We start from the raw sequence: 23,254 nt of genomic DNA, 5'->3' as shown, positions 1-23,254 counted from the left end.
GGTTGATGATGCACAGTAACGCTTTAAAAATGCTGCTGTCTGGGAAAAAGTATCTGCTATTACAGGGCCCGATGGGGCCGTTCTTCAATGATGTGGCCACATGGCTCGAATCACTGGAGCGTGAAGCTGTTAATGTAATATTTAACGGTGGGGATCGTTTTTACTGTCGCCAGCGTAAATATTTGCCTTACCTCAAAACCTCCAAAGAATTTCCATCATGGCTGCGCGATACGCATAAAGAATATGACTTCGATACGATTCTTTGCTTTGGCGATTGTCGTCCTATGCATCAGGCGGCGAAGCGCTGGGCACAGGCGAAAGGGATTCGCTTTATCGCATTTGAAGAGGGTTATTTGCGCCCACACTTCATTACGGTAGAAGAGGGCGGGGTGAATGCGTTCTCATCACTGCCGCGCGATCCTGAGTTCTATCGCCGTCTGCCAGAAATGCCGCCAATGGAAGTTGAGAAGCTTAAGCCCTCAGCCATGAAACGCATCGGTCATGCGACCTGGTATTACCTGGTCGGCTGGCGCTATCGGCATGAATTCCATGAGTATCGGCATCATAAATCTTTCTCGCCGTGGTATGAGGCACAGTGCTGGATTAGGGCTTACTGGCGCAAGCAATGGTACGGCTGGCGTCAGCGCAATGTGTTATCGCATTTGCAGAATAGCCTTGATCAGCGTTATTTTCTCGCTATCTTGCAGGTATATAACGATAGCCAGATCCGCAACCATAGCCCGTATGAAGATGTACGCGACTACATTAACGACGTAATCTTCTCATTTTCGAAGAAAGCACCGCGTAACGAGTTTTTGGTGATTAAGCATCATCCGATGGATCGCGGGCACCGTTTATATGGCCCCCTGATCAATAAACTCAGCAAAGAGTACGGCGTAAAAAATCGGGTAATTTATGTGCATGACGTGCCCATGCCTGAGTTATTAACCCATGCTAAAGCAGCAATCACGATTAACAGCACGGCGGGAATTTCAGCGCTGATCCACAACAAGCCATTAAAGGTGATGGGGAACGCGCTGTACGATATGAAGGGATTGACCTATCAAGGGCATCTTAATCAGTTCTGGACGGCGGACTTTAAGCCGGATATGAAGCTGTTTAAGAAATTTCGTGAGTATCTGCTGGAGAATACGCAGGTGAATGCGGTTTATTATAAATGTGACATTGATAACAAGCCAAATAAAAGTTACATTAAAAATAAGGTGTTATTGGGGGTGGAGTTATTAAAATGACTACCTCTTAAATAATGCATTTTCATCATTCAGATTCTGTAATTGATCGACGATCTTTTGAGATTTCAGATCATAATTATCACGGGTTCTTGCCCACGATATATTATCTTTAATAACCCTTGCAGGAACTCCTACAGCTAAACTAAAGCTACTAATTTCTTTAGTAACTGTTGACGTTGCACCTATTACAGAACCCTTGCCGATTGTTGAGCCGGGCATGACTGTTACTCTTCTACCAAGCCAGACATAAGGTCCAATTTTGGTAATTTTATCTCCGAAGTTGATAACTTTATTGGTATTGAGATCGACAATCGCATGAGCATCGTGCCCTTGAATAATCACTTCTTCTGAAATTAAGCAACGTCTACCAATATATATACCATTTCCGTGAACCTGTAGTCTGATGCCATGCGCTGTAGTGTCATCTCCAATTAACAGAAAAGAATTTCTATTGATTAACCTGGCTTCGGCACTTCCCTTGAAGTTATTTCCTAATACAATTATCCCGTCTGAAGAACGTGTTTTTATATGAATAGATCCAGTCCGACTGAGAATGATGATTTTTGTGTTTTCTAAAGGAGCCTTCTCCCAATTATGTAAGGAGAATGGTCTTTTCTTTAATGATTTAAAGTGATCAATGTCAGATTCTTTAATATAAACGTGATTGTTTTCTCCAATGTTGCCTGCTAAATCTAAAGCAGGGAAACTAATGACGTTAATTTTTACTAATTCTTCTTCAATCGTTTCTTTAGTAAAGTACTCTCTACTAATTAGAATGTTGTCGATAATGTCTGATATTTTCATTTTTGCATCCGAATTGCTATTCTGTCGAAAAAGTCTTTATATTCTGTGTTTTCAATTAACCATTCATTAGGTGCCAAAATTCCTTTTTCTATAAGCAAATCACAAACGTTGAGACAAAACTTTTTGTGATTTGGATATTTTTGGAACTGTAGTCCAAGAATCAAATCTTTTATTTTTTTTGAGTTATCGACTGAAATTGTAGATATGAAAAGGCTTAAAATATGTTCTTCAGTCGATGGGAAATTAGTAGTGAAGCGATTTATAATTGGTAAACTTTTCTGACTGAGGATTTTTAGGTCAACCTTTTTATAATTGATGCCATTTATATTATAAGATAAAGATTTTATTTTTGGAGTTGCCCATTTTAATTTAATAGAGAAGGGTGAAACCCCTGAAGTATTGATGGTGATTATTTTAGATAGTTCGTGTGATTCATTAATTAATAAATTCACCTTTATCTTGTTGCTAGTTGAATACCCTTCAATAACTCCAAAAAACCATCCGTTGTCAATGTCTATGTAGTCAATTGTCAGGTTGTCAACATTGGATAAATTTAGAGATGTTCTGATTTCTGATTTTTTTAGCTCAATTGTAGTATTGAGTTTGAATGCAAAGTTATTATATCTTGTTTGCGATGAATACTGCTCATATTCCTCGATGTCTCGAGAAACGATCCCTCCTCTATCTGCTTTAGGTAGTGATCTTCTTTTTATGAACTCCTCTTTTGATTTAGTATAATAGTGATAGATTATAGCTCCTTTTTCTGAATTATTAATTACCCAGTGCGGGTGCTTTTTATGCCATTCAGCAACATTAAGATCACCCGTTAAATAATCCCCATTGAGTAAGTCACAAACGTGTGTTCTCATATTTTGAGTGTGACTAGGCCTAAATATTGTTTTTACAACTGGAGATATTCGATTATCACAATGCTGGAATCTATTTATCAGATTATCAGCATGGTACGTGTTTTCTCCAGACGAGCCAAATATTAGCCACGGCACAGCGATGGCACCAACATTAGGGTGCAACTTTAAGACCTCAGTCAAGAATTCTTTTGCATTATATTCAGGTGTTAATAAAAATTCATCTATATCACAAATCAACACGAAGTCATAATTGTGAGCGTGATTATCAAGAAAATGTGCATAAGCGGAACGCTGTGGTGGGATGCCTTCAAGTCTTGGCCAAAAAATACGATTGATGACACCATTTTCATCATATTTTTGTAATAATTCTGATGTTCCATCATTACTGACATTATCGTAAATGTAAATTCCATCGAAGCCAGTAACTTTATAAAATGAGATCCATTCGTCTAAATATATTTTTTCATTCTTGCAGATAGCACATACAGCGATTTTCATTTATCAATTACCTGTTCTTTTTCTGTATCATTTAACAACTCCCAAGAGGCCGGTTCGGCTAATCTGCGGTTAAAAAATTCTTGTGTCTGATTTTTATAGTTTTCATCATTAGCGCTTCCATTGCCATCATTAAAGCACAATATTTTGTACTTGAAGCAATCCTTAGCTAATAAGTTTTTGATGTTTTCAGGGCGGACAATTAAGCTTGAAGTGTCAGATTTAATTGCATGTCCTTTTATGTTCGAAAAATGATGGTAAAGGAAAGATGTTAAATTTACGTCAGTGGGTGAACGTAACTTGGCATTTCTAGTTAATTTGAATTCTTCTGGATAAATTTCTTCTATTTCGATTAATACTGATTTTTTAAGGGAATAAGGGACGTGTTTGTGAAGATTCCTAGCATTATAATTCTTAAAGTCTTTTTTTAGAAGAATGTTGGAGTTTATTGCTGCAAGAAGATAGTCGGTTTCTGTGGTGTTTATTGAGCTTGGATTAACCATTCCATATGATTCGAAATAACTAATTGACCTACCAGTATCATCAAAGAAATCACTAGGTAAACATGGTTGGGAAAGAATAAAATCATCGTTCATATAGATGAATTTTTCTTGTAAACTAGGAATTCTATGAAGACAGCATTCAATTGCATGAGAGTTAAAAGTAGGTAGCATAGAATTGTCTGGAAAAATCTCTTGATGATCAACCCATACGATCTTATCAGATTCAGTTAACCAATTGGGCTTTTTGCAATTAGATACTATATAAATTTTGTTCAACCATGGTGCATATTTATTTAGTGAGCGTAAGGAATATTTTAACTCATCATTACTGGTGAAACGGTCAGGATCAAAATCATTGTCAGGGAAGGACTCTTGCCACATAGTTTGCCACTCAGAATCAGCCTGATTGACCCATGTATATACGGCATCGATTTTTTCTGAATTATTTTTTTCTAAGATGAATAATTTTTGTATTTCGGATGCTGGACATTTTCTAAGGATTGCTCGATTGGACCTGACTACACAGTTTCCCTCGGAATTAATATCATATAAATAGAAATGCAATACTTCAAGTTTTCCTGCTTTATTTGATAACTCAACAATAAAATCTGGTTTAGTTTGAAGTTTTCCAGTTATGCTTTTTATGTCCATGTTTGAATCAACTGACGAAGTAACGTTATACCCTCCTCCTAGAGTGTAGATTGTCAGATCCATAGACATAGCTGACTTGATGTTGGATATAAAATGTATTAAGCCATTCAAATAACCACTCCATATTAAAAGGCCATTTTTATCCTGACCATCTTCTGGAGCTACACCTCCACTTAAGTTGTTTCGTATATACTCTGATAGACCTAACCTATTAATTTGCATTATATCTATAAAGTTATTATTGTTTTCTTTTTCTTTTTGTATCGTTACTTTTTCTTGAACTGGATTGTTTATAAAAACTCTTTTTCTAAAAAAATCATAAAAAAACAGGTTTGGATTTTTTATAAGTTTGCTTATTTTTTTTGTGAAAATTACATTGTTCATTTAAATAAAAACCTCATCTTTTTACGGAATGTTTCATACCTGTCGATATGACCAGGTTTGTTATCAAAAAGAATGGAGTAGTCATGGATGCTCAATCCTTCTTTGATACAGATAGATACGAATTTTGTGACTAATGTGGGGTCCAATGGTTCGTTATTACTTAAACATCCTTTATATTGATTCGCGAGTTTTTTATAGTTTTCCAATCTTGCCTGATAGTATTTTTCATTGTTATCTTTTTCATGATAAAGATGAAAGGCCATGTCTTTTTCAAGTAATATATCTAAGCACAGTTCTCCAATATATCGTCTGAAGCCAACCGCAAATAAAGGCGATCGTGATGGTTTGTCAATAAGAAAGTCTGCTGGCGTATCAATTGATTTATAAATCGATCCTAGCCTGATTAAGAAATCGAAATCTTCATATCCATGACCTGTAAAAGACTCATCAAATCCTCCAGCTAATTCGTAGTCATGTTTTTTCATTATGGTTATTGATGAGGGGCTAGCCATATGGAGAAATTCTTTTCGGGAAAAATTAAAGTATTTATTCTTTAAACTATTAATTGATTCTTTTTTTCCTGTTAATAATTTTGTTCCATACTTAGTGAGATAAAGGCATGGGATGATATAAAAATAATTTTCATTTTTAATGATTCGGTCTAGATATTTTTTGAAAAGTTCAAAGTCAGGGAAGATATCAACATCGAGCAACATTATAAAATCAGTGTTAACGTTTTTACACGCTATGTTTCTTAATTTTGATGTGTTTATATCTTCGGACTGGCACTCGATGGATATTATAGTGGATGAAGATAATTTATTAATTTTTTTTATTAGTAACTTGTCGTATTTGGAATTCCTGTTATTATGTCCAAATATAACTTTTACATTGTTCTCTTGTGCTTTACTTGCCAAGAGTATCGCTTTATCGATAAGGTCAATCGGCCGCCTTTTTAGATCAATAGGAATGATTGCTGTTAACATAAATTAACCTATCTTTAAATTTTCTCATCTATTAAATACTGTTCAATTGCACAATTTACCTCTTTGTGAAAAAAAACATCATTGTTTCTACTAATGTATAAAGCAACATCACAAAAGTCTTTTAAAGAATTCAGGCTATGTGAAACCATAACGAAATTAGAGTTTTTATGACAAGCGTTAAATAGCTCTGAACATTTTTTCTTAAAGCGAGCATCACCTACGGCAGTAACTTCATCAACAAGATAATAATCAAATTTGAAAGCCATGCTCAAACCAAAACCTAAGCGAGATTTCATCCCGGATGAGTATGATTTAATTGGCATGTCAAAATATTTTCCAAGTTCAGAAAATTCCTCAACAAATGCTACTTTTTCTTTTAGCTCTGCTGACTTTGCATAGAGTCGAGCGACGAACTTTACATTTTCCCGCCCTGTCAAACTACCTTGGAAACCGCCTGATAAACCAACCGGCCAAGAGATTGTTTTATCGGTTATGATACTTCCGCTATCTGGGCGGTCTATGCCACCGATCATGCGTAGCAGTGTAGACTTACCAGCACCATTACGACCTATAAGCGCTACACTCTTTCCACTAGGAATCTCGATGTTTAGGTCCTTGAAAACATAATGGCGGCCTTGAGGCGTGCGGTATGATTTCGTTAAATTTTCTATTTTAATCATGAGGTAAGCATTGCCTCTTCACGATTTCGATATAACGCAAGGCCAGCAAATACCGTTACTAAGGTACAAATCGCGAGATAACTGAGACTCACGCCTTCACTCACATATCCAGGCATGACCGCTTCTCGACTAAGTTCAACCGCATGAACCAAAGGGTTCCACAGTAAATAAGGCCAATAATCTGTTGGAATAGAATGCAGTGGGAACATTATGCAGGAAACAAAATAGAGCGGTTTAAGTAGTATGGGTAAAAATTTTTGGGTTTCGGAAAAGGTTCTTCCTACCACCATAAAGATTAATCCAATCCCGCAAGAGAATAGAATTAGTAAGCTCCATGTCGTGACTAATTTCAGAAGGTTGGTGATTTCAAAGTATTCTCCAGCCATCCACACAACTACCATCAGCAGAACATAAACTGCAGTATAAATCAGCGTTTCTAACAGTGTGCGGGCAAGAATAGTGTCGATCGGTTTTACCGGCCGGTAATTGAAAAGTCCTTGGTTAGCTTCAATTGCTCCTATTGAGCGGTTTGTAATGTTACTGAAAATTAAGTACGGGATAATGCCGTTCAGCAGAAATACCGGGAACGAGATATCCGGCATGGTGCGATGCATAATGAAACCAAATATGCCTAGCAGCACCAGTAAATGCGCAGACGGTTCAAGAATTGCCCAAAAGTAACCCAGGCGAAACTTTCCAAAACGGGTGCGTATTTCACGTAAAAACAAGGCCTTAACGGCAGCTTGCTGGACTTCAAATCCACTTCTGGCCATTGATTTAACTCATTTGAATTGGGTGGGATTTTTACACGCTACCGCCCCTGGCTTAACAGCTACCAATGCACTGGACGCAATACGAGCGGTGTAGGGGCAGGTTTATAGTTTTTCAGACGGGGGAGCTGAATTAATTAGCATATTTTACGCAAATTCAAAAGATTAGAGCTGATGAATACGCGATAGGCGTGCTGCCATTTTGAACAATTAGATGGTTTGTCATTGATATGGATCCATCCACTTGAACAGCCGATCCCTGCTTGTCTGTAAGAATTTTCCCTAATTTTGACGACGTAAGTTACAGATCATGTCGAAATAATCCTAAACGTTTTCGTCTATTAATGTTTTGCAAATTATTTGTAAGGCCTATTGAACTAATTTGTTCGCCATTAACTCCATCAAGCAATTGAATGTAATGGTTTTAATTTATAATTATGTATCAGTTCTTGACCTGTAATTTTAGAGTGGAATCAACACTGCTAATCAATTCATTCACGAAAGAATCCACTGATTTTTACAAAAAGTAGTAGTTGTTACATTTGAAAGGTGATGATTGCAGGTCGTCTGATTCTTCGCGATAATCACGCATATCAAATCCCTTCCTCGTCGGGCCTAACGACGCGGAGGGGATTTTTTTCATCTATACCTTAGTGGCTAACCGACTCACGGATCTAAAGAGGACAAGTTATGTATAACACCCTGGGCAATCAGTACGATAACTCCCTGGTTTCTAACGCCTTCGGTTTCATGCGCTTCCCGGTGAACTTCCAACCCTACGACAGCGATGCTGAGTGGGTGATCACTGGTGTACCTTTCGATGCCGCAACTTCAGGTCGTCCGGGCAGCCGTTTAGGGCCAGGCGCGATTCGCCAGATATCCACTAATCTCGCATGGGAAGGTTGCCGCTGGCCGTGGGATTTTGACCTGCGTCAGCGCCTGAACGTGGTGGACTGCGGTGACCTCGTTTACGCATTCGGTGATTCACAGGATCTCTCTGACAAATTGCAGGCTCACGCTGAGAAATTGCTGGCCAACGGCAAGCGTATGCTTACCTTCGGGGGCGACCATTACGTCACGCTGCCGCTGCTGCGCGCGCACGCCAAGCACTTCGGTAAGATGGCACTGGTGCACTTTGATGCGCACACTGACACTTACTCTAACGGTCCAACCTTCGACCACGGCACTATGTTCTTTACCGCGCCAAAAGAAGGTCTGATCGATCCAAATCATTCTGTGCAGATTGGTATCCGTACTGAGTTCGACAAGAGCCTTGGCTTCAATGTGCTGGATGCGGCACAGGTTAACGATCGCAGCGTCGATGATATTCTGGCGGAAGTGAAACGCACCGTGGGCGATCTGCCGGTGTATCTGACCTTTGATATCGACTGTCTGGATCCGGCACATGCACCTGGCACCGGAACGCCAGTGATCGGCGGACTGACCAGCGATAAAGCTACCAAGCTGATTCGTGGCCTGCAGGGCATGAACATCGTCGGAATGGATCTGGTGGAAGTAGCGCCGGGTTATGACCACGCCGATCTGACTTCACTGGCAGCGGCTACGTTAGCGCTGGATATGCTGCACGTTCAGGCTGCGAACAAAGGTTAACCCAGATGAGGGCAGGGCGATGACCTTGTCCTCAACTTAATAGTCGTTGCTGATATCGTTGCTGGCTGAACGCACTACGGCGAATCCGGCAACCGCTAATAACGTCACTGCGCTAATGATGATAAGTGTCAGCATAAGTGGCTCCAGTCAGAGTCTTTGAACCACGCTACATTTTATTTATGACAGAAATCTTGCTTTGCCCGCTGATTCAGAATCATCCGTCCGGTAACAATCCTCGTTTCTGAACTTTCTCACTATTACTTCTGCTTTCCCGACCTTCGCACGAATTCGTCTACTGATGTTTATCGACCTATCTCGGCGAGCATTGATAGTAATGTTGTAGATCTGTGAAGTGGATTGGGATTTGCTTCGAACGGAGCTGAGTGATTAAGAAAGGGTGATAGCTGATGGGGCGATCCATTGCCCTCGACTTCCCCGGTTCCTAGTAATCGTCATTCACATCTTTGGCTGCGGAACGTATCACCAGATACGCGCCAATCAGCACAATCGCGATAACGACGGCGAGAATAATCAGAATGGTCAACATAGTATGTGGTGCTCCGGTGACTCTCTCTGATATCGCCTGAAAACAAACGGTCAGTGTAGACCATGCTCACTATGACATGGCCCCGTCTGGCGAGTTCAGACCATTGTCACGCTTCTCGCATCAACGGCTCAACAACTTAACGGTGACAATTCGTTATCGGCTCCGCATAGCTATACTTTGATGCGTACGTCATCAATCGCTTCGTTAATCACGGTTAGATAATCTTCGGAGGTCACCATGGGCTTTCTGGATGAATTAGTGGGTTCGCTGGGGAACGGCAACGGGCAGGGCAATCAGTTGGGTCAGTTGCAGGCAATCTGGAATTGGGTGCAGGAGCAGGGCGGTATCGAAGTGCTGCTGCAGAAGTTTCAACAAGGCGGGCTTGGCGAGGTGCTAGGTTCGTGGATCGGCACCGGCGGCAATCAGCAGGTCGGTGGCGGCGAGATTCAGAATGCTTTCGGGCAGGAGGAGTTGCAGTCGCTGGCCGATAAGCTTGGCACCGATGTGAATGGCGCTTCCGGCACGCTGGCGGCGCTGTTGCCGCAGTTGATCGATAAGATGTCACCGCAAGGTCAACTGGATGAGCAGAGTCTGCACAACAACCAGATGGATTTGGGTTCGATGGTGGATAATCTGTTTAAGCGGTAACTGCTGAAGCCGAAGAGAGGAGCGCACATGGCGCTCCTTTTTATTGCCGGTTATTTGCCATCCGCCGCAATGCGGTCGCGAATGTGCTGTGCGCGTGCTGCGGAATCCGGATGCGAATCAAACATCGAGCTTGATTGCCCTCCCTGCATTTTTGCCAGCTTCTCGAAACTGGTGGCTAAGCCGAGCGGATTAACACCGCGTTTCTTCAACAGATCATAAGAGTAATCATCTGCCTGCGATTCCTGGGTCTGCGAGAACTGCGCATTGACCAGCTTCTCACTCAGATCGCCCAACTGTGACTGCGACAGCTGACCAATCACGCCGCCAACCGAGGCCGCTGCAGTGCGTGCCGCCGTGGTGGCGTAGGCAACCTGCATCGCTTTGCGCGTATGGCCGAGCGCGACGTGGCCCATTTCGTGGCCGAGCACACCTTCCACTTCGTTGTCCGTCATCATGTCCATCAAGCCGCTGTAAACGCGGATACAGCCGTTGGCCATCGCCCACGCATTCACATCTTTGGTCAGATAGACTTTGTAGTTGGCCGGCACGCCATTGATGTTATCGCCCAGTGCAGCGGCGATTTTGTTCAGGCGCTGCTGGTATTCACTGTTAGCAGGTGCGAGCTGGTTGTCTTTGTCCATCTGGGCACAGGACTGATCGCTCAACTGCTTCACTTGTGAATCATTCAACGTGTAGGCCTGATAAGCCTGCGCGCCGGATTGCAGCAGCGCGTTATTGTCCATCCCTTCACAGCCGCTCAGCAGCGAAGCGATTCCCACAGCAAGTATCGTGGCGCGGATTTTCATTTAAGGGTCCTTTGCGTAACAAGGTAGAGAAAACAAACACCTGAAATTGAGATCGGTGTTCAAACGCTTTGTTTATAGCTCGCATCCTGTTCACTGGCTAGCAGACAAGCCCCGAATTGCAACCGTTTACCCGCTATTTAGCACGTCGACACATGTACTTTTGCCCCGATTTTCATGTACATTGATGTGCGACTTTTTTCACGCTTCGCCTTATAACTGATTAATTACAATACGTTAAGCGCGGCGGAGCATTAATCCGACCTGGAGTAGAAGATGCCCTCTCGTAAAGAGCTTGCCAACGCCATTCGCGCGTTAAGTATGGATGCAGTACAAAAAGCCAAATCGGGACATCCTGGTGCCCCTATGGGCATGGCGGACATCGCCGAAGTGCTGTGGCGTGAGTTCCTGAACCACAATCCGACTAACCCGCTGTGGGCAGATCGTGACCGCTTCGTGCTGTCTAACGGTCACGGCTCAATGCTGATTTACAGCCTGCTGCACCTCACCGGTTACGACCTGCCGATGAGCGAGCTGCAGAATTTCCGTCAGCTGCACTCTAAAACTCCAGGCCACCCAGAATACGGCTACACCGCTGGCGTTGAAACCACCACCGGTCCACTGGGCCAGGGCATCGCTAACGCGGTAGGCTTCGCCATCGCTGAGCGCACTTTGGCCGCACAGTTCAACCGTCCAGGCCATGACATCGTTGACCATAACACCTACGTGTTCATGGGCGACGGCTGCATGATGGAAGGTATCTCACACGAAGTGTGCTCCATCGCCGGTACCCTGAAACTGGGTAAACTGGTTGCCTTCTATGATGACAACGGCATCTCTATCGATGGTCACGTTGATGGCTGGTTCACTGACGATACCGCAGCTCGCTTTGAAGCTTATGGCTGGCACGTGGTGCGCGGCGTAGATGGTCACGATGCTGACGCTATCAAGAAAGCAGTCGAAGAAGCCAAAGCGGTTTCAGACAAGCCTTCACTGCTGATGTGCAAAACCATCATCGGTTTCGGTTCACCGAACAAAGCCGGTACCCACGATTCGCACGGCGCACCGCTGGGCGACGACGAAATCGCACTGACCCGTAAGCAACTGGGCTGGAACCACGCGCCGTTTGAAATTCCTTCAGACATCTACGCGCAGTGGGATGCCAAAGAAGCCGGTCAGGCGAAAGAATCTGCATGGGATAAGAAGTTTGCTGCTTATGCTGCTGCTCATCCTGAACTGGCTGCTGAGTTTAAGCGTCGTACCAACAACGAGCTGCCAGCTAACTGGGAAACTGAATCGCAGAAGTTCATCGAACAGCTGCAGGCTAACCCAGCTAAAATCGCCAGCCGTAAAGCTTCTCAGAACGCGATTGAAGCGTTTGGTAAGATCCTGCCGGAATACCTGGGTGGTTCTGCTGACCTGGCACCAAGCAACCTGACCATGTGGTCTGGTTCTAAGCCAATCAACGAAGATGCAGCCGGTAACTACATCCATTACGGCGTGCGCGAATTCGGTATGACCGCGATCGCTAACGGTCTGGCGCTGCACGGTGGTTTCCTGCCGTACACCGCAACCTTCCTGATGTTCGTAGAATACGCGCGTAACGCTGCACGTATGGCTGCACTGATGAAGATTCGTCAGATCATGGTCTATACCCATGACTCAATCGGTCTGGGTGAAGATGGTCCAACGCACCAGCCGGTTGAACAGATGGCGAGCCTGCGCGTGACACCAAACATGAGCCTGTGGCGTCCATGTGACCAGGTTGAATCTGCAGTTGCCTGGAAATACGCTATCGAGCGCGTTGATGGCCCATCTGTACTGGTGTTCTCTCGTCAGAACCTGGCGCAGCAGGATCGTACCGCTGAGCAGCTGGCTAACGTGGCACGCGGTGGTTATGTGCTGAAAGACAGCGAAGGCACCCCAGAGCTGATCCTGATCGCCACCGGTTCAGAAGTTGAACTGGCGGTTGCGGCTTATGACAAGCTGACCAGCGAAGGCCGTAAAGTACGCGTTGTTTCTATGCCTTCTACTGATGCCTTCGACAAGCAAGACGCGGCTTACCGTGAATCTGTGCTGCCGAAAGCGGTTGCAGCACGTGTGGCTATCGAAGCGGGTATCGCGGACTACTGGTTCAAGTACACCGGTCTGAACGGCGCTATCGTGGGCATGACCACTTTCGGTGAGTCTGCACCGGCAGAGCTGCTGTTCAAAGAGTTCGGCTTCACCGTTGAGAACGTGGTGAACACCGCGAAATCTATTCTGTAATCAGCGGTCGCCATGAATGGCGACCCTACAGATTCCGATATCGCTACACGGAGGGTGCGCAATTATGCGCACCTTTTTCATTTTACGCTCCGCCTCCCGCCTGAAACGCTTCAATTATTCCTGCAGTAATAATTTTTACATGCGAAATATGTGACGTAGATCCAATAATCAGCAGCGCAATTGATCGCAATCATTCCTGTTATTCCGTGCATGCTTTATTCTAGCTGAACCGTTTCAGTTGCAATTGAGTGGCATCATTTTGCAACGTTGAGCGGGCAATAATTCCCTGTACAAAACGCAGCGAAACGCTCAAGGTATTTGGCACGTTTTTTCGGGTGTTGTGGCAGGAAGTGAGATGACCGTTCGTATAGCAATTAATGGTTTTGGTCGTATTGGACGCAACGTAATGCGTGCTTTGTATGAAACCGGCCGCCGCGCTGAAATCACCGTAGTGGCGATTAACGAACTGGCTGAAGCAGCGGGTATGGCGCATTTGCTGAAGTACGATACCAGCCACGGCCGCTTTGCCTGGGATGTGCGTCAGGAACGCGACCAGCTATTTGTTGGCGACGATACCATCCGCATTCTGCATCTGGCCGACATTGATGCACTGCCATGGCAGGAGTTGAACGTCGATATCGTACTGGATTGCACCGGTGTTTACGGAAGTCGCGCAGATGGCGAAGCGCATCTGCAAGCGGGCGCGAAGAAGGTGTTGTTCTCGCATCCGGGCGGTAACGATTTAGATGCCACCGTGGTGTTCGGCGTAAACGAACAGGCTCTTAAACAAACTGACCGCATTGTCTCCAACGCATCTTGCACCACCAACTGCATTATTCCGGTGATCAAGTTGCTGGATGACGCCTTCGGCATTGAATCAGGCACCGTGACCACGATTCACTCGGCGATGCACGACCAGCAGGTGATTGACGCTTATCACAGCGACCTGCGTCGTACCCGTGCCGCCAGCCAATCGATCATTCCGGTGGATACGCGTCTTGCTGCTGGCATTACCCGTATTTTTCCGAAATTTAACGATCGCTTTGAAGCTATCGCTGTCCGTGTGCCCACCATCAACGTGACAGCCATTGATTTAAGCGTCTCAGTACGTGACGCAGTGAAGGCGTGTGAGGTCAATGCGTTGCTGCAAAACGCGTCAGAAGGGGCGTTTCGTGGTATAGTTGACTATACGGAATTACCGTTAGTCTCAGTAGATTTTAACCATGATCCGCACAGTGCCATAGTCGATGGCACGCAAACGCGGGTCAGTGGTCATCACCTGATCAAGACCTTGGTTTGGTGTGACAACGAATGGGGCTTTGCTAACCGCATGATCGACACCACGTTAGCAATGGCCGCAAGCGGTTTCAGGTAAGACGCGGACTGCGTCTGGCAAAACTTATGAGAATCAACGAGAGGGTTCACCATGTCTGTAATTAAGATGACCGATCTGGATCTTGCTGGTAAACGCGTTCTGATCCGTGCCGATCTCAACGTGCCAGTGAAAGAAGGGAAAGTGACGTCAGATGCACGTATCCGTGCTTCTCTGCCTACCATCGAAGCGGCGTTGAAACAGGGCGCGAAAGTGATGGTTACCTCTCACCTGGGTCGTCCGACCGAAGGTGAATACAACGAAGAGTTCTCGCTCCTGCCTGTTGTTAACTACCTGAAAGAAAAACTGAACGGCACCACCGTGACCCTGGCGAAAGACTACCTCGACGGCGTTGAAGTCGGCGCAGGCGAGCTGGTGGTTCTGGAAAACGTGCGCTTTAACAAAGGCGAGAAGAAAGACGAAGAGACCCTGTCGAAGAAATATGCCGCTCTGTGCGACGTATTCGTGATGGATGCTTTCGGTACTGCGCACCGCGCGCAGGCTTCTACCCACGGTGTGGGCAAGTTCGCACCAATCGCTTGTGCTGGCCCGCTGCTGTCTGCTGAGCTGGAAGCGCTGGGTAAAGTGATGAGCAACCCAGAACGTCCGCTGGTAGCAGTGGTGGGTGGTTCTAAAGTATCGACCAAGTTCGATGTGCTGCAATCTCTGGTGAAAATCGCTGACACCGTAATCGTCGGTGGCGGTATCGCTAACACCTTCGTGGCTATTGATAACAACGTCGGTAAATCACTGTACGAGCCAGACTTCGTTGAAGCAGCGAAAAAGCTGCGTGATGAGCACGGCATTCCGGTTCCAACCGACTCACGCGTAGGAACGGAATTCTCTGAAACTGCCCCGGCAACCGTGAAAAAGGTTTCCGAAGTCGCAGATAACGAAGAGATTATGGACTTCGGTGACGAAACCGCACAGGCGATGGCTGCGATTCTGAAAGGCGCAAAAACCATCCTGTGGAACGGTCCAGTCGGCGTGTTCGAATTCCCGAACTTCCGCAAAGGCACCGAAATCGTGGCTAACGCGATTGCAGACAGCGACGCGTTCTCTGTAGCGGGCGGCGGCGATACCCTGGCAGCGATTGACCTGTTCGGTATCGAAGACAAGATCTCCTACATCTCTACCGGCGGTGGCGCATTCCTCGAATTCGTGGAAGGCAAAAAACTGCCCGCTGTAGCGATGCTGGAAGAGCGCGCTAAGCAGTAATTTTTGGGGGCGGCGCTTCGGCGTCGTCTGAAGGCTGCCCATCCTGGGCAAAAATCGACGTCCCTTTGTGGGATGAACGGTAACGAAACAGGACACAACCATGTCTAAAATTTTTGATTTCGTAAAACCCGGCGTTGTCACTGGTGATGACGTTCAGAAAGTTTTCCAAGTAGCGAAAGAAAACAAATTCGCTCTGCCTGCAGTTAACTGCGTCGGCACGGACTCCATCAACGCGGTACTGGAAGCTGCGGCCAAAGTTAAAGCGCCGGTCATCGTTCAGTTCTCCAATGGTGGTGCTGCCTTCATCGCCGGTAAAGGTTTCAAAACCGACAAGCCACAGGGCGCAGCAATCTTCGGTGCAATCGCCGGTGCATACCATGTGCATCTGATGGCTGAACAGTACGGCGTGCCAGTTATCCTGCACACCGACCACTGCGCCAAGAAACTGCTGCCGTGGATCGACGGTCTGCTGGATGCGGGCGAAGAGCACTTCAAGAAAACCGGTAAGCCACTGTTCTCTTCTCACATGATTGACCTGTCAGAAGAATCACTGGAAGAAAACATCGAGATCTCTAGCAAATATCTGGCGCGCATGGCGAAACTGGATATGACTCTGGAAATCGAACTGGGTTGCACCGGTGGCGAAGAAGACGGCGTGGACAACAGCCACATGGACGCTTCTGCCCTGTACACCCAGCCAGAAGACGTTGATTACGCGTACACCGAGCTGAGCAAAATCAGCCCGCGTTTCACCATCGCGGCATCATTCGGTAACGTGCACGGCGTGTACAAGCCAGGCAACGTGAAACTGACGCCAACCATCCTGCGTGATTCTCAGGAATACGTGACCAAGAAACACAATCTGCCGCACAACGCGCTGGATTTCGTGTTCCACGGTGGTTCAGGTTCTTCTGCTGCAGAAATCGAAGAGTCAATTGGTTACGGCGTAATCAAGATGAACATCGATACCGATACCCAATGGGCGACCTGGGACGGCATCCTGCAGTACTACAAAAAGAACGAAGACTATCTGCAAGGCCAGTTGGGTAACCCAAATGGCGTAGATAGCCCGAACAAGAAATACTACGATCCACGCGTATGGCTGCGTTCTGCACAAGCTTCAATGGTTGTGCGTCTGGAGCAGGCTTTCAAAGAGCTTAACGCTGTCGACGTGCTGTAATTTTTCCTTACAGTACAAAAAAGGCCCGAAAGGGCCTTTTTTTATGCATTCGATTCGGAATAGTGAGTAAATTCAGCCCATCTTTGGCGCTTCATGCCATTTTTGTTTACCCTTGTACACGGGAGTGCCGGAGCTAATCTGGCCGTTTTTGCATTTTCCTGCGGGAAACTCAACAACAGGGCTAACAAATGGAAGACTTAAATGTCGTCGATGGCATTAACAGTGCTGGCGGCTGGCTGGTACGTAATCAGGCGCTGATCCTGAGCTACGCGGTGAATATCGTTGCGGCGATTATCACCATCATCATTGGTATGTTCATCGCACGTCTCATCTCTAATGCTGTGAATCGCGTGTTACTGGCACGTCACATTGATGCCACTGTGGCTGACTTCCTGTCGGCGCTGGTACGTTACGGTATTATCGCCTTTACCATCATTGCCGCGCTGGGACGTGTCGGTGTGCAGACCGCCTCGGTGATCGCTGTACTGGGTGCCGCTGGTTTGGCCGTAGGTCTGGCCTTGCAAGGTTCGCTGTCGAACCTCGCCGCGGGTGTGTTGCTGGTGACCTTCCGTCCGTTCAAAACCGGTGAGTTCGTTGACCTCGGCGGCGTGATGGGTACGGTGCAGAACGTGCAGATTTTCTCCACCACCATGAAAAGTGCCGACGGTAAAATTGTGGTGGTGCCAAACGGTAAAATCATCGCCGGTAACATCATCAACTACTCACGTGAGCCAATTCGTCGTAACGAATTTATTATCGGCGTGGCCTACGATGCGGATGTTGATAAGGTGATCGCGCTGTTCCAGGAAGTGGTTGAGGCTGACGAGCGCGTGCTGAAAGACATGGGCATTCAGATCGGCCTGAACGAACTGGCAGCTTCTTCGCTGAACTTTGTGGTGCGCTGCTGGAGCAAAAGCAGTGACCTGCAGAACGTTTACTGGGATCTGATGAAGAACTTCAAGCGTACGCTGGATGCCAACGGTATCGGTATCCCGTATCCGCAGATGGATGTGCATCTGCATCAGGTGAAAAGCGAGCAACAGCAACAGGCTGCGCAAGCCGAGTAATCACCCGGTGGCGTTGTGTTTTGCAGTGTAAATTGCGCAACATCATTTTAAGGTCGTCATTTATGACGACCTTATTATTTTCTCTAATGACTGATTAAATTTTTCAATTTCCACTAATATCCTCGCGTCACTATACTGCATCGCATTATCTCGTTATTCAGGACTATCATCGTGTTATCTGTTTACTTACAAGGGCTTGCGCTTGGCGCTGCACTGATTCTGCCGCTTGGCCCGCAAAACGCATTCGTAATGAATCAGGGCATCAAACGCCATTACCATCTGATGACGGCGGGACTCTGCACGCTCAGCGACATTTTGCTGATTTGCGGTGGTATCTTTGGCGGCAGTGCGCTGCTAAACCAGTCGCCTATCCTGCTAATGCTGATTACATGGGCTGGCGTGGCGTTTCTGCTGTGGTATGGCTGGGGCGCACTGCGTAGCGCGTGGCAGGGCGATGTGACGCTGGCCGATGATGCGGTGATGAAGCAAGGCCGCTGGCGCATTATTGCCACCATCGTGGCGGTGACGTGGCTCAACCCGCATGTCTATCTCGACACCTTTGTGGTGCTCGGCAGCCTCGGTAGCCAGTTGCCTTCTACAGCAGCGCGCCAGTGGTTCGCGTTGGGCACCGTGAGCGCTTCAATCATCTGGTTCTTTGGTCTGGCGCTGTTAGCCGCATGGCTGTCACCGCGACTGCGCACCGTGCGCGCCCAGCGCATCATCAATCTGCTGGTGGGCGGCGTGATGTGGTTTATTGCTATCCAATTAGCGCGTCAGGGCATTGCTGCCTTCTGATGCAGATGTAAGCCGTAGAGTGCGGGTAGTGCGCCCGCACTGGCAATCAGCTCTAAGCGTATCTGTCGGAAACTCACGCCCTGAGGTACGGCGTGATGGCACAGCGAGTGATGATTCTCCTGCACTTCTATCAACAACATCTCATCCAGCCATAACCGGTAATGCGTGGTGCAGTGTGGCGTCACTGCTTGTGCATGGCCCATCTGCACTGTTTCCATCGCGTGGTCGAAGTCATTATCGAACAGCAACGTGATGTGGCTGGCCTGTTGCGCCTGTTCCCAGCGCCATGTGACGGTAGGTTGCGCATCATCCAGCGCAGGCACCCAGCAGTTGGTGTGCTGTTCCGGGCGCAGCTTGCCGTTGATGAGATAGTCGCGATGCCAGAGTTTTAGCGGCGTCTCCAGCGTGAAGGCCAGCAGCACCTGATTGGGCGCGCGGCGCGGAAGCCAGAAATCAAACTCATCCACGCCGTAATCGCCATCGTTAATCTGTCGGGTGCGTTTGGCGACGCGCGGATTGAGGCTGTTGAACACCATCATGATGCCCGGCAAGCGCTGGCGCGTGAGGGCCACTTCAATCTCTGGCTGCTCTTCGAAGGCGATAAACAAGTAGCGATCGACATCAGTACGGTAATCAAAACTCAGGCGGTAGCTGCCCTGTTCGTTGACCGTGATTATCTGGCTGGCGATGTGCCGATCGCCGCAGGTGTTGGCCGGATTGTCACTGGTGAGCAGTGAAACCTTCAGCTTCTGCGTCTGTTTGGCTCGCAGTTGCACGGTAATCGCCGGTAAGCGTTCACCGGCTTTCAGTGGCAGCAGCAGCGCACAGCGTGACTGCAACGGCTGCCAACCGCCATCGGCGGGCAGGGCGCTGAGTTGCAGGGTGCTGCTGACCGCAATCTCCGCATCGCTTACCGGGTTCGCCAACTTCTGGCGTGGGATGTATGCCCCGGCGCGCAGCAGATGCTGCTGCAACTGAGTGACGCGCTCCGGCTGAGCTAACTGTGCTGGCGTGAGTTGCTGCTGATGACAGATCGCCGCCGCACGTCCCACCACTTCACCCAACACGCCGCAGGTGCACATCACGCGCGCGCTGCCAAAAGCAACGTGAGTGGCTGAAATCAAACGACCGGTAAGCAGCAGATTATCCAGCGACTGGCTGTAAAGCGCACGGAATGGAATGGTATAAGTGCCTTTACTGTGGAACTGGCGGCAGCCATCGTGTTCGCTGTAAACACCATCAGCCGGATGTAGATCAATCGACCAGCCACCGTAGGCGACGGCATCGTAATGGTCGCGCTGCTCAACGATGTCCTGCTGGCACAGCAAGGTATCGCCGAGGAAGCGACGGCTTTCGCGCTTACCGGGGATCAATCCGACCCACTCAATCGTTAGCGTGTCGGCATCCGGGAACTCGCCGGAGTTTTTGATGTAATCCCACACGCCCCAGACAATCTTCCACAACTCCCATTTGATGGTTTCACTTTCGTGCACCGTATCGAGTCTTCCTCCCCATTCCAGCCACCACAGGTCGCAGCCGTTAAGATCGGAGGTCAGGCGTTTATAGCGCGGGATGGCGGTAATCTCTTTCAATGCGAAAGAGGGCGGGACAAAGCGTACCGGCTGCGAGGTGCGTTTGGTGTAGAAGTAAATTGAGTGGCCGAGCTTGTGGCCAAAGTGCTCGCCTGGCGCCATCTTCTCGCCAAACTCTTCAATCGTTTCCGCGCCCACGCGATGCGCTGCGCCCGCCAGATAACCCAGCACGCCATCGCCGCTGGCATCAATAAACTGGCTGGCCTTGACGTGATAGCGCGTCTGGTTGATGGCGTTAAACGCCTCTACCGATTTCAAATGACGGTCAGATTTCTCGATATCGGTGACCACGGTGTTAAGCAGCAGTGTAAGACCCGGCTGAGACTGCACCAAATCCAGTAACACCATATCGAACAGCACCGGATTGCCCTCTTTGTTGCGCCACAGGTTCTCCTCCATGATCTCGCCCATGATGCCACCTTCGCGCGCCCAGCGGTTATTGTTGCCCATGTGCGATGTCGCACCGTTGGCCCACAAGCGCACTTCACTCGATGCGTTGCCGCCCAGCACCGGGCGATCCTGAATTAACACCACCTCTAATCCGTCACGCGCGGCGGCCAGTGCGGCACAGACGCCCGAAAGACCGCCGCCCGCTACCAGCAGATCGGCTTGTATCCGCTGTTCTGGGAAGTGGCGCGCACTTTGCGAAGAGTAAGTCTGCATCATTTGCTTCCTGTCATGCTGAAGCTAAGATTGGTGTTTTGAGCGCCACAGGGTGAACTATGTCTTCTCAACCCAACCAAAGCCTGATTGATGGGATTCGCTGCTTGCAGTATTTGGTTTCCAGCGATAAAGCCGTGGGCTGCCGTGAACTGGCGCGACAGATGGACATGAACAGCACGCGCGTGAACCGCCTGCTGATGACCATGGCCTCGATTGGTTTGACGATTCAGGATGAACATCGCCGCTATTTGCCCGGCCCGGGAATACATGCGCTGGCAGCACAGGCGATCCGCGGCTCCTCGCTGTTTGCCCAGGCGCTGCCGCAGCTGGAAGCCCATGCGCCGCGCGATATCGTGGTGGCACTCGGTGTGCTGTGGGAGGATCAGGTGATCTACATCTGGCACTCCGAGCCGGGTGAGCGCACCAACGCCAGCCAGGCGCTGGCGGGATTTCGTATGCTGCCGGCGTGGCAGTCGGTGATTGGCGTGTCGCTGCTGGCGGCAGAAAGTGATGAGCAGTTGCTTCCACGTTTCACCGATGAACAGTGGGCGCAGATTGCGCCACTGCTGGCGCGCAAGCGTGCAGCAGACCATTTGATCTGGCACCGTGATGACGGCGAAATCAGCATGGCGCAGCCGATCAACAACAACCGCGCCGCGCTGGCGTTCGCCAAAATCTGGCAGGCCGATGAGGCGCATCTGCAGCAACGCGTCACGCAGTTGCAGGCGCTGGCGCAGGAGCTGATCAGCGCGCGCTGACATGCTCGATTTTACCGACTACGAACAGATAGCTGCAAATACCTATCGCCGCCAGCACAGCAATAAAGCCGAGTGCCGGAGCGAAATTATCGCCATCGATCAACGCACCAATGGCGATCGGCACCACGATGGACGAGAGGGCGCCGGTAAAGTTGAACACGCCGCCTGCCAGACCAATCAAGTGGCGGGGGGCCAACGCGGTGACGAATACCCAGGTGATGGTCGCCAGCCCGTTGCCAAAGAACGCCAGCGACATAAACAGGATAATCAGCGTGGAGTCGTCAGTGTAATTGGCGCCAAGAATAAACAGCGTCAGGAACAGGCCGAGGATAACCGGCAGCTTTCGTGCCACGCTGGGTGACACGCCGCGCCGAATCATGCGGTCCGAAGCGAATCCCGCCAGCAATACGCCACAGAAGGCGGCGAAGTAGGGCACCGAAGCCACATAGCCGCTTTTGATGAATCCCATATGGCGATACTCCACCAGATAGGTTGGGAACCAGGTGAGGAAGAACCAAAAAGTGGCGGAGATGGTGAACTGGCCGATGTAGATGCCCACCAGTTTGCGGCTGCGGAACATCTGTGCCAGATCGGCCCAGCGGGCTTTCGGCTGCTGCGTCTGCTGGCGGCTCTCGAGTAAGGCACCGTTGCTGCGCAGATAGTTTAACTCGGCCTCTGATACGCCTTTATGCTCATGCGGTTCACGGTAAAGCAGATACCACACCAGCGCCCAGATCATCCCGGCCACGCCGGTAATCAGAAACAGGCCGCGCCAGCCAAAGGCATCCTGCACGTGGAATAGCAGCGGAGTCATGCAGGCGAGACCAACGAACTGGGCCGAAGAGTAAATGCCGATGGCGCTGGCACGCTCCTGTTCGGGAAACCAGCTGGAAATGACGCGGTTGTTCGAAGGCATCACCGGCGCTTCAAAAGCACCGACGCCCAGCCGCAGGCCAAACAGCGCGCCGAAGCTGTTCGCTAATGCGTGCAGTGCGGTGACCAGCGACCAGGCAAACAGCCCGATGCCATACACCAGACGGGCACCGAGACGATCGATCAGAAAACCACCGGGGATCTGCAGCGCGGCGTAGATCCAGCCAAATGCCGAGAAGATCAATCCCATCTCCATCGGCGTGAAGCGCAGTTCGCCGGCCATTTGCGTGGCGGCCACGGAGAGATTAGTGCGATCCATGTAGTTGATGATGATGTTGATGAACACCAGACCCAACATCAGGAATCGGGTACGTCCGGCGCGAACGGCAATGGCGCTATGGCTAAGGGGCTGTTCTGTCATAATACAACTCTCCCGGAAGCTAGAATTGTTTCTTTAATAGAAA

19 protein-coding genes are annotated in these 23,254 nt (G+C 48.4%); 10 read left to right on the top strand and 9 right to left on the bottom strand.

The window, feature by feature from the left end; translation table 11 throughout:
* Positions 1 to 8 precede the first annotated feature (8 nt).
* On the top strand, positions 9 to 1,253 hold the full coding sequence (locus tag ACXI0A_RS17750; protein ID WP_476151009.1) for a capsular polysaccharide export protein, LipB/KpsS family: 1,245 nt from the start codon (positions 9 to 11) through the stop codon (positions 1,251 to 1,253).
* On the opposite strand, the gene ACXI0A_RS17745 is transcribed toward ACXI0A_RS17750, so the two are convergent.
* Genes ACXI0A_RS17745 through ACXI0A_RS17720 form a run of 6 tightly spaced genes read right to left on the bottom strand, consistent with a single transcriptional unit; the run spans position 1,254 to position 7,398 of the window.
* A complete protein-coding gene (locus tag ACXI0A_RS17745; RefSeq protein ID WP_476147440.1) occupies positions 1,254 to 2,057 on the bottom strand; it encodes an acyltransferase in 804 nt (267 codons plus the stop codon).
* A complete protein-coding gene (locus ACXI0A_RS17740) occupies positions 2,054 to 3,424 on the bottom strand; it encodes a glycosyltransferase family 2 protein (protein ID WP_476147442.1) in 1,371 nt (456 codons plus the stop codon). The genes ACXI0A_RS17745 and ACXI0A_RS17740 overlap by 4 nt, the downstream gene beginning before the upstream one ends.
* A complete protein-coding gene (locus ACXI0A_RS17735) occupies positions 3,421 to 4,959 on the bottom strand; it encodes a stealth conserved region 3 domain-containing protein (RefSeq protein WP_476147444.1) in 1,539 nt (512 codons plus the stop codon). Before ACXI0A_RS17735 ends, ACXI0A_RS17740 begins: the two co-directional genes overlap by 4 nt.
* Positions 4,956 to 5,945 carry a galactosyltransferase-related protein gene (locus ACXI0A_RS17730; protein WP_476147446.1) on the bottom strand — a complete coding sequence of 330 codons (990 nt, stop codon included), beginning with the start codon at positions 5,943 to 5,945 and terminating at the stop codon, positions 4,956 to 4,958. Before ACXI0A_RS17730 ends, ACXI0A_RS17735 begins: the two co-directional genes overlap by 4 nt.
* 14 nt (positions 5,946 to 5,959) lie before the next feature.
* Positions 5,960 to 6,625: an ATP-binding cassette domain-containing protein gene (locus ACXI0A_RS17725; protein ID WP_476147448.1), complete on the bottom strand. Its 666-nt coding sequence runs from the start codon at positions 6,623 to 6,625 to the stop codon at positions 5,960 to 5,962.
* Positions 6,622 to 7,398: an ABC transporter permease gene (locus tag ACXI0A_RS17720; protein ID WP_476147449.1), complete on the bottom strand. Its 777-nt coding sequence runs from the start codon at positions 7,396 to 7,398 to the stop codon at positions 6,622 to 6,624. Before ACXI0A_RS17720 ends, ACXI0A_RS17725 begins: the two co-directional genes overlap by 4 nt.
* Before the next feature lie 687 nt (positions 7,399 to 8,085).
* Between ACXI0A_RS17720 and speB the strand changes: the two genes are divergently transcribed.
* Both speB and ACXI0A_RS17710 read left to right on the top strand, forming a co-directional pair.
* The gene (gene speB, locus ACXI0A_RS17715) at positions 8,086 to 9,006 is read left to right on the top strand and encodes an agmatinase (protein ID WP_034823229.1); all 921 of its coding nucleotides are present in this window, start codon (positions 8,086 to 8,088) and stop codon (positions 9,004 to 9,006) included.
* Positions 9,007 to 9,790: 784 nt separating this feature from the next.
* Positions 9,791 to 10,201, top strand: a complete 411-nt coding sequence (locus ACXI0A_RS17710; protein ID WP_224933487.1) for a YidB family protein — start codon at positions 9,791 to 9,793, stop codon at positions 10,199 to 10,201.
* A gap of 50 nt (positions 10,202 to 10,251) precedes the next feature.
* Here ACXI0A_RS17710 and loiP read toward each other — a convergent pair whose 3' ends face one another.
* Positions 10,252 to 11,007: a metalloprotease LoiP gene (loiP, locus tag ACXI0A_RS17705; protein WP_224933486.1), complete on the bottom strand. Its 756-nt coding sequence runs from the start codon at positions 11,005 to 11,007 to the stop codon at positions 10,252 to 10,254.
* A 273-nt stretch (positions 11,008 to 11,280) separates the two neighbouring features.
* On the opposite strand from loiP, the gene tkt reads away from it, so the two are divergent.
* From tkt to argO, 6 genes are all read left to right on the top strand, one after another.
* The gene (gene tkt / locus ACXI0A_RS17700; RefSeq protein WP_224933485.1) at positions 11,281 to 13,272 is read left to right on the top strand and encodes a transketolase; all 1,992 of its coding nucleotides are present in this window, start codon (positions 11,281 to 11,283) and stop codon (positions 13,270 to 13,272) included.
* 355 nt (positions 13,273 to 13,627) lie between these two features.
* Positions 13,628 to 14,647: an erythrose-4-phosphate dehydrogenase gene (gene epd, locus ACXI0A_RS17695; RefSeq protein WP_476147452.1), complete on the top strand. Its 1,020-nt coding sequence runs from the start codon at positions 13,628 to 13,630 to the stop codon at positions 14,645 to 14,647.
* Positions 14,648 to 14,698: 51 nt separating this feature from the next.
* Positions 14,699 to 15,862: a phosphoglycerate kinase gene (pgk, locus tag ACXI0A_RS17690; RefSeq protein ID WP_476147453.1), complete on the top strand. Its 1,164-nt coding sequence runs from the start codon at positions 14,699 to 14,701 to the stop codon at positions 15,860 to 15,862.
* Positions 15,863 to 15,962: 100 nt separating this feature from the next.
* Positions 15,963 to 17,042: a class II fructose-bisphosphate aldolase gene (fbaA, locus tag ACXI0A_RS17685; RefSeq protein WP_084936597.1), complete on the top strand. Its 1,080-nt coding sequence runs from the start codon at positions 15,963 to 15,965 to the stop codon at positions 17,040 to 17,042.
* A gap of 188 nt (positions 17,043 to 17,230) precedes the next feature.
* The gene (gene mscS / locus ACXI0A_RS17680) at positions 17,231 to 18,109 is read left to right on the top strand and encodes a small-conductance mechanosensitive channel MscS (RefSeq protein ID WP_476147455.1); all 879 of its coding nucleotides are present in this window, start codon (positions 17,231 to 17,233) and stop codon (positions 18,107 to 18,109) included.
* A gap of 171 nt (positions 18,110 to 18,280) precedes the next feature.
* On the top strand, positions 18,281 to 18,904 hold the full coding sequence (argO, locus tag ACXI0A_RS17675) for an arginine exporter ArgO (protein WP_476147456.1): 624 nt from the start codon (positions 18,281 to 18,283) through the stop codon (positions 18,902 to 18,904).
* Here the strand turns inward: argO and ACXI0A_RS17670 are convergent.
* Positions 18,883 to 21,159 carry an FAD-dependent oxidoreductase gene (locus tag ACXI0A_RS17670; RefSeq protein WP_476151011.1) on the bottom strand — a complete coding sequence of 759 codons (2,277 nt, stop codon included), beginning with the start codon at positions 21,157 to 21,159 and terminating at the stop codon, positions 18,883 to 18,885. The genes argO and ACXI0A_RS17670 overlap by 22 nt on opposite strands.
* Positions 21,160 to 21,218: 59 nt before the next feature.
* On the opposite strand from ACXI0A_RS17670, the gene ACXI0A_RS17665 reads away from it, so the two are divergent.
* Positions 21,219 to 21,917: an IclR family transcriptional regulator gene (locus ACXI0A_RS17665; RefSeq protein ID WP_476147458.1), complete on the top strand. Its 699-nt coding sequence runs from the start codon at positions 21,219 to 21,221 to the stop codon at positions 21,915 to 21,917.
* Here the strand turns inward: ACXI0A_RS17665 and ACXI0A_RS17660 are convergent.
* Positions 21,904 to 23,211 carry an MFS transporter gene (locus ACXI0A_RS17660; RefSeq protein ID WP_224933478.1) on the bottom strand — a complete coding sequence of 436 codons (1,308 nt, stop codon included), beginning with the start codon at positions 23,209 to 23,211 and terminating at the stop codon, positions 21,904 to 21,906. The genes ACXI0A_RS17665 and ACXI0A_RS17660 overlap by 14 nt on opposite strands.
* Positions 23,212 to 23,254: the final 43 nt, after the last annotated feature.

The organism is Pantoea sp. C1E2 (assembly GCF_056491465.1).
The sequence above is the reverse complement of the archived record's forward strand: the minus strand, read 5'-3'. Positions and strand labels throughout refer to the sequence as shown.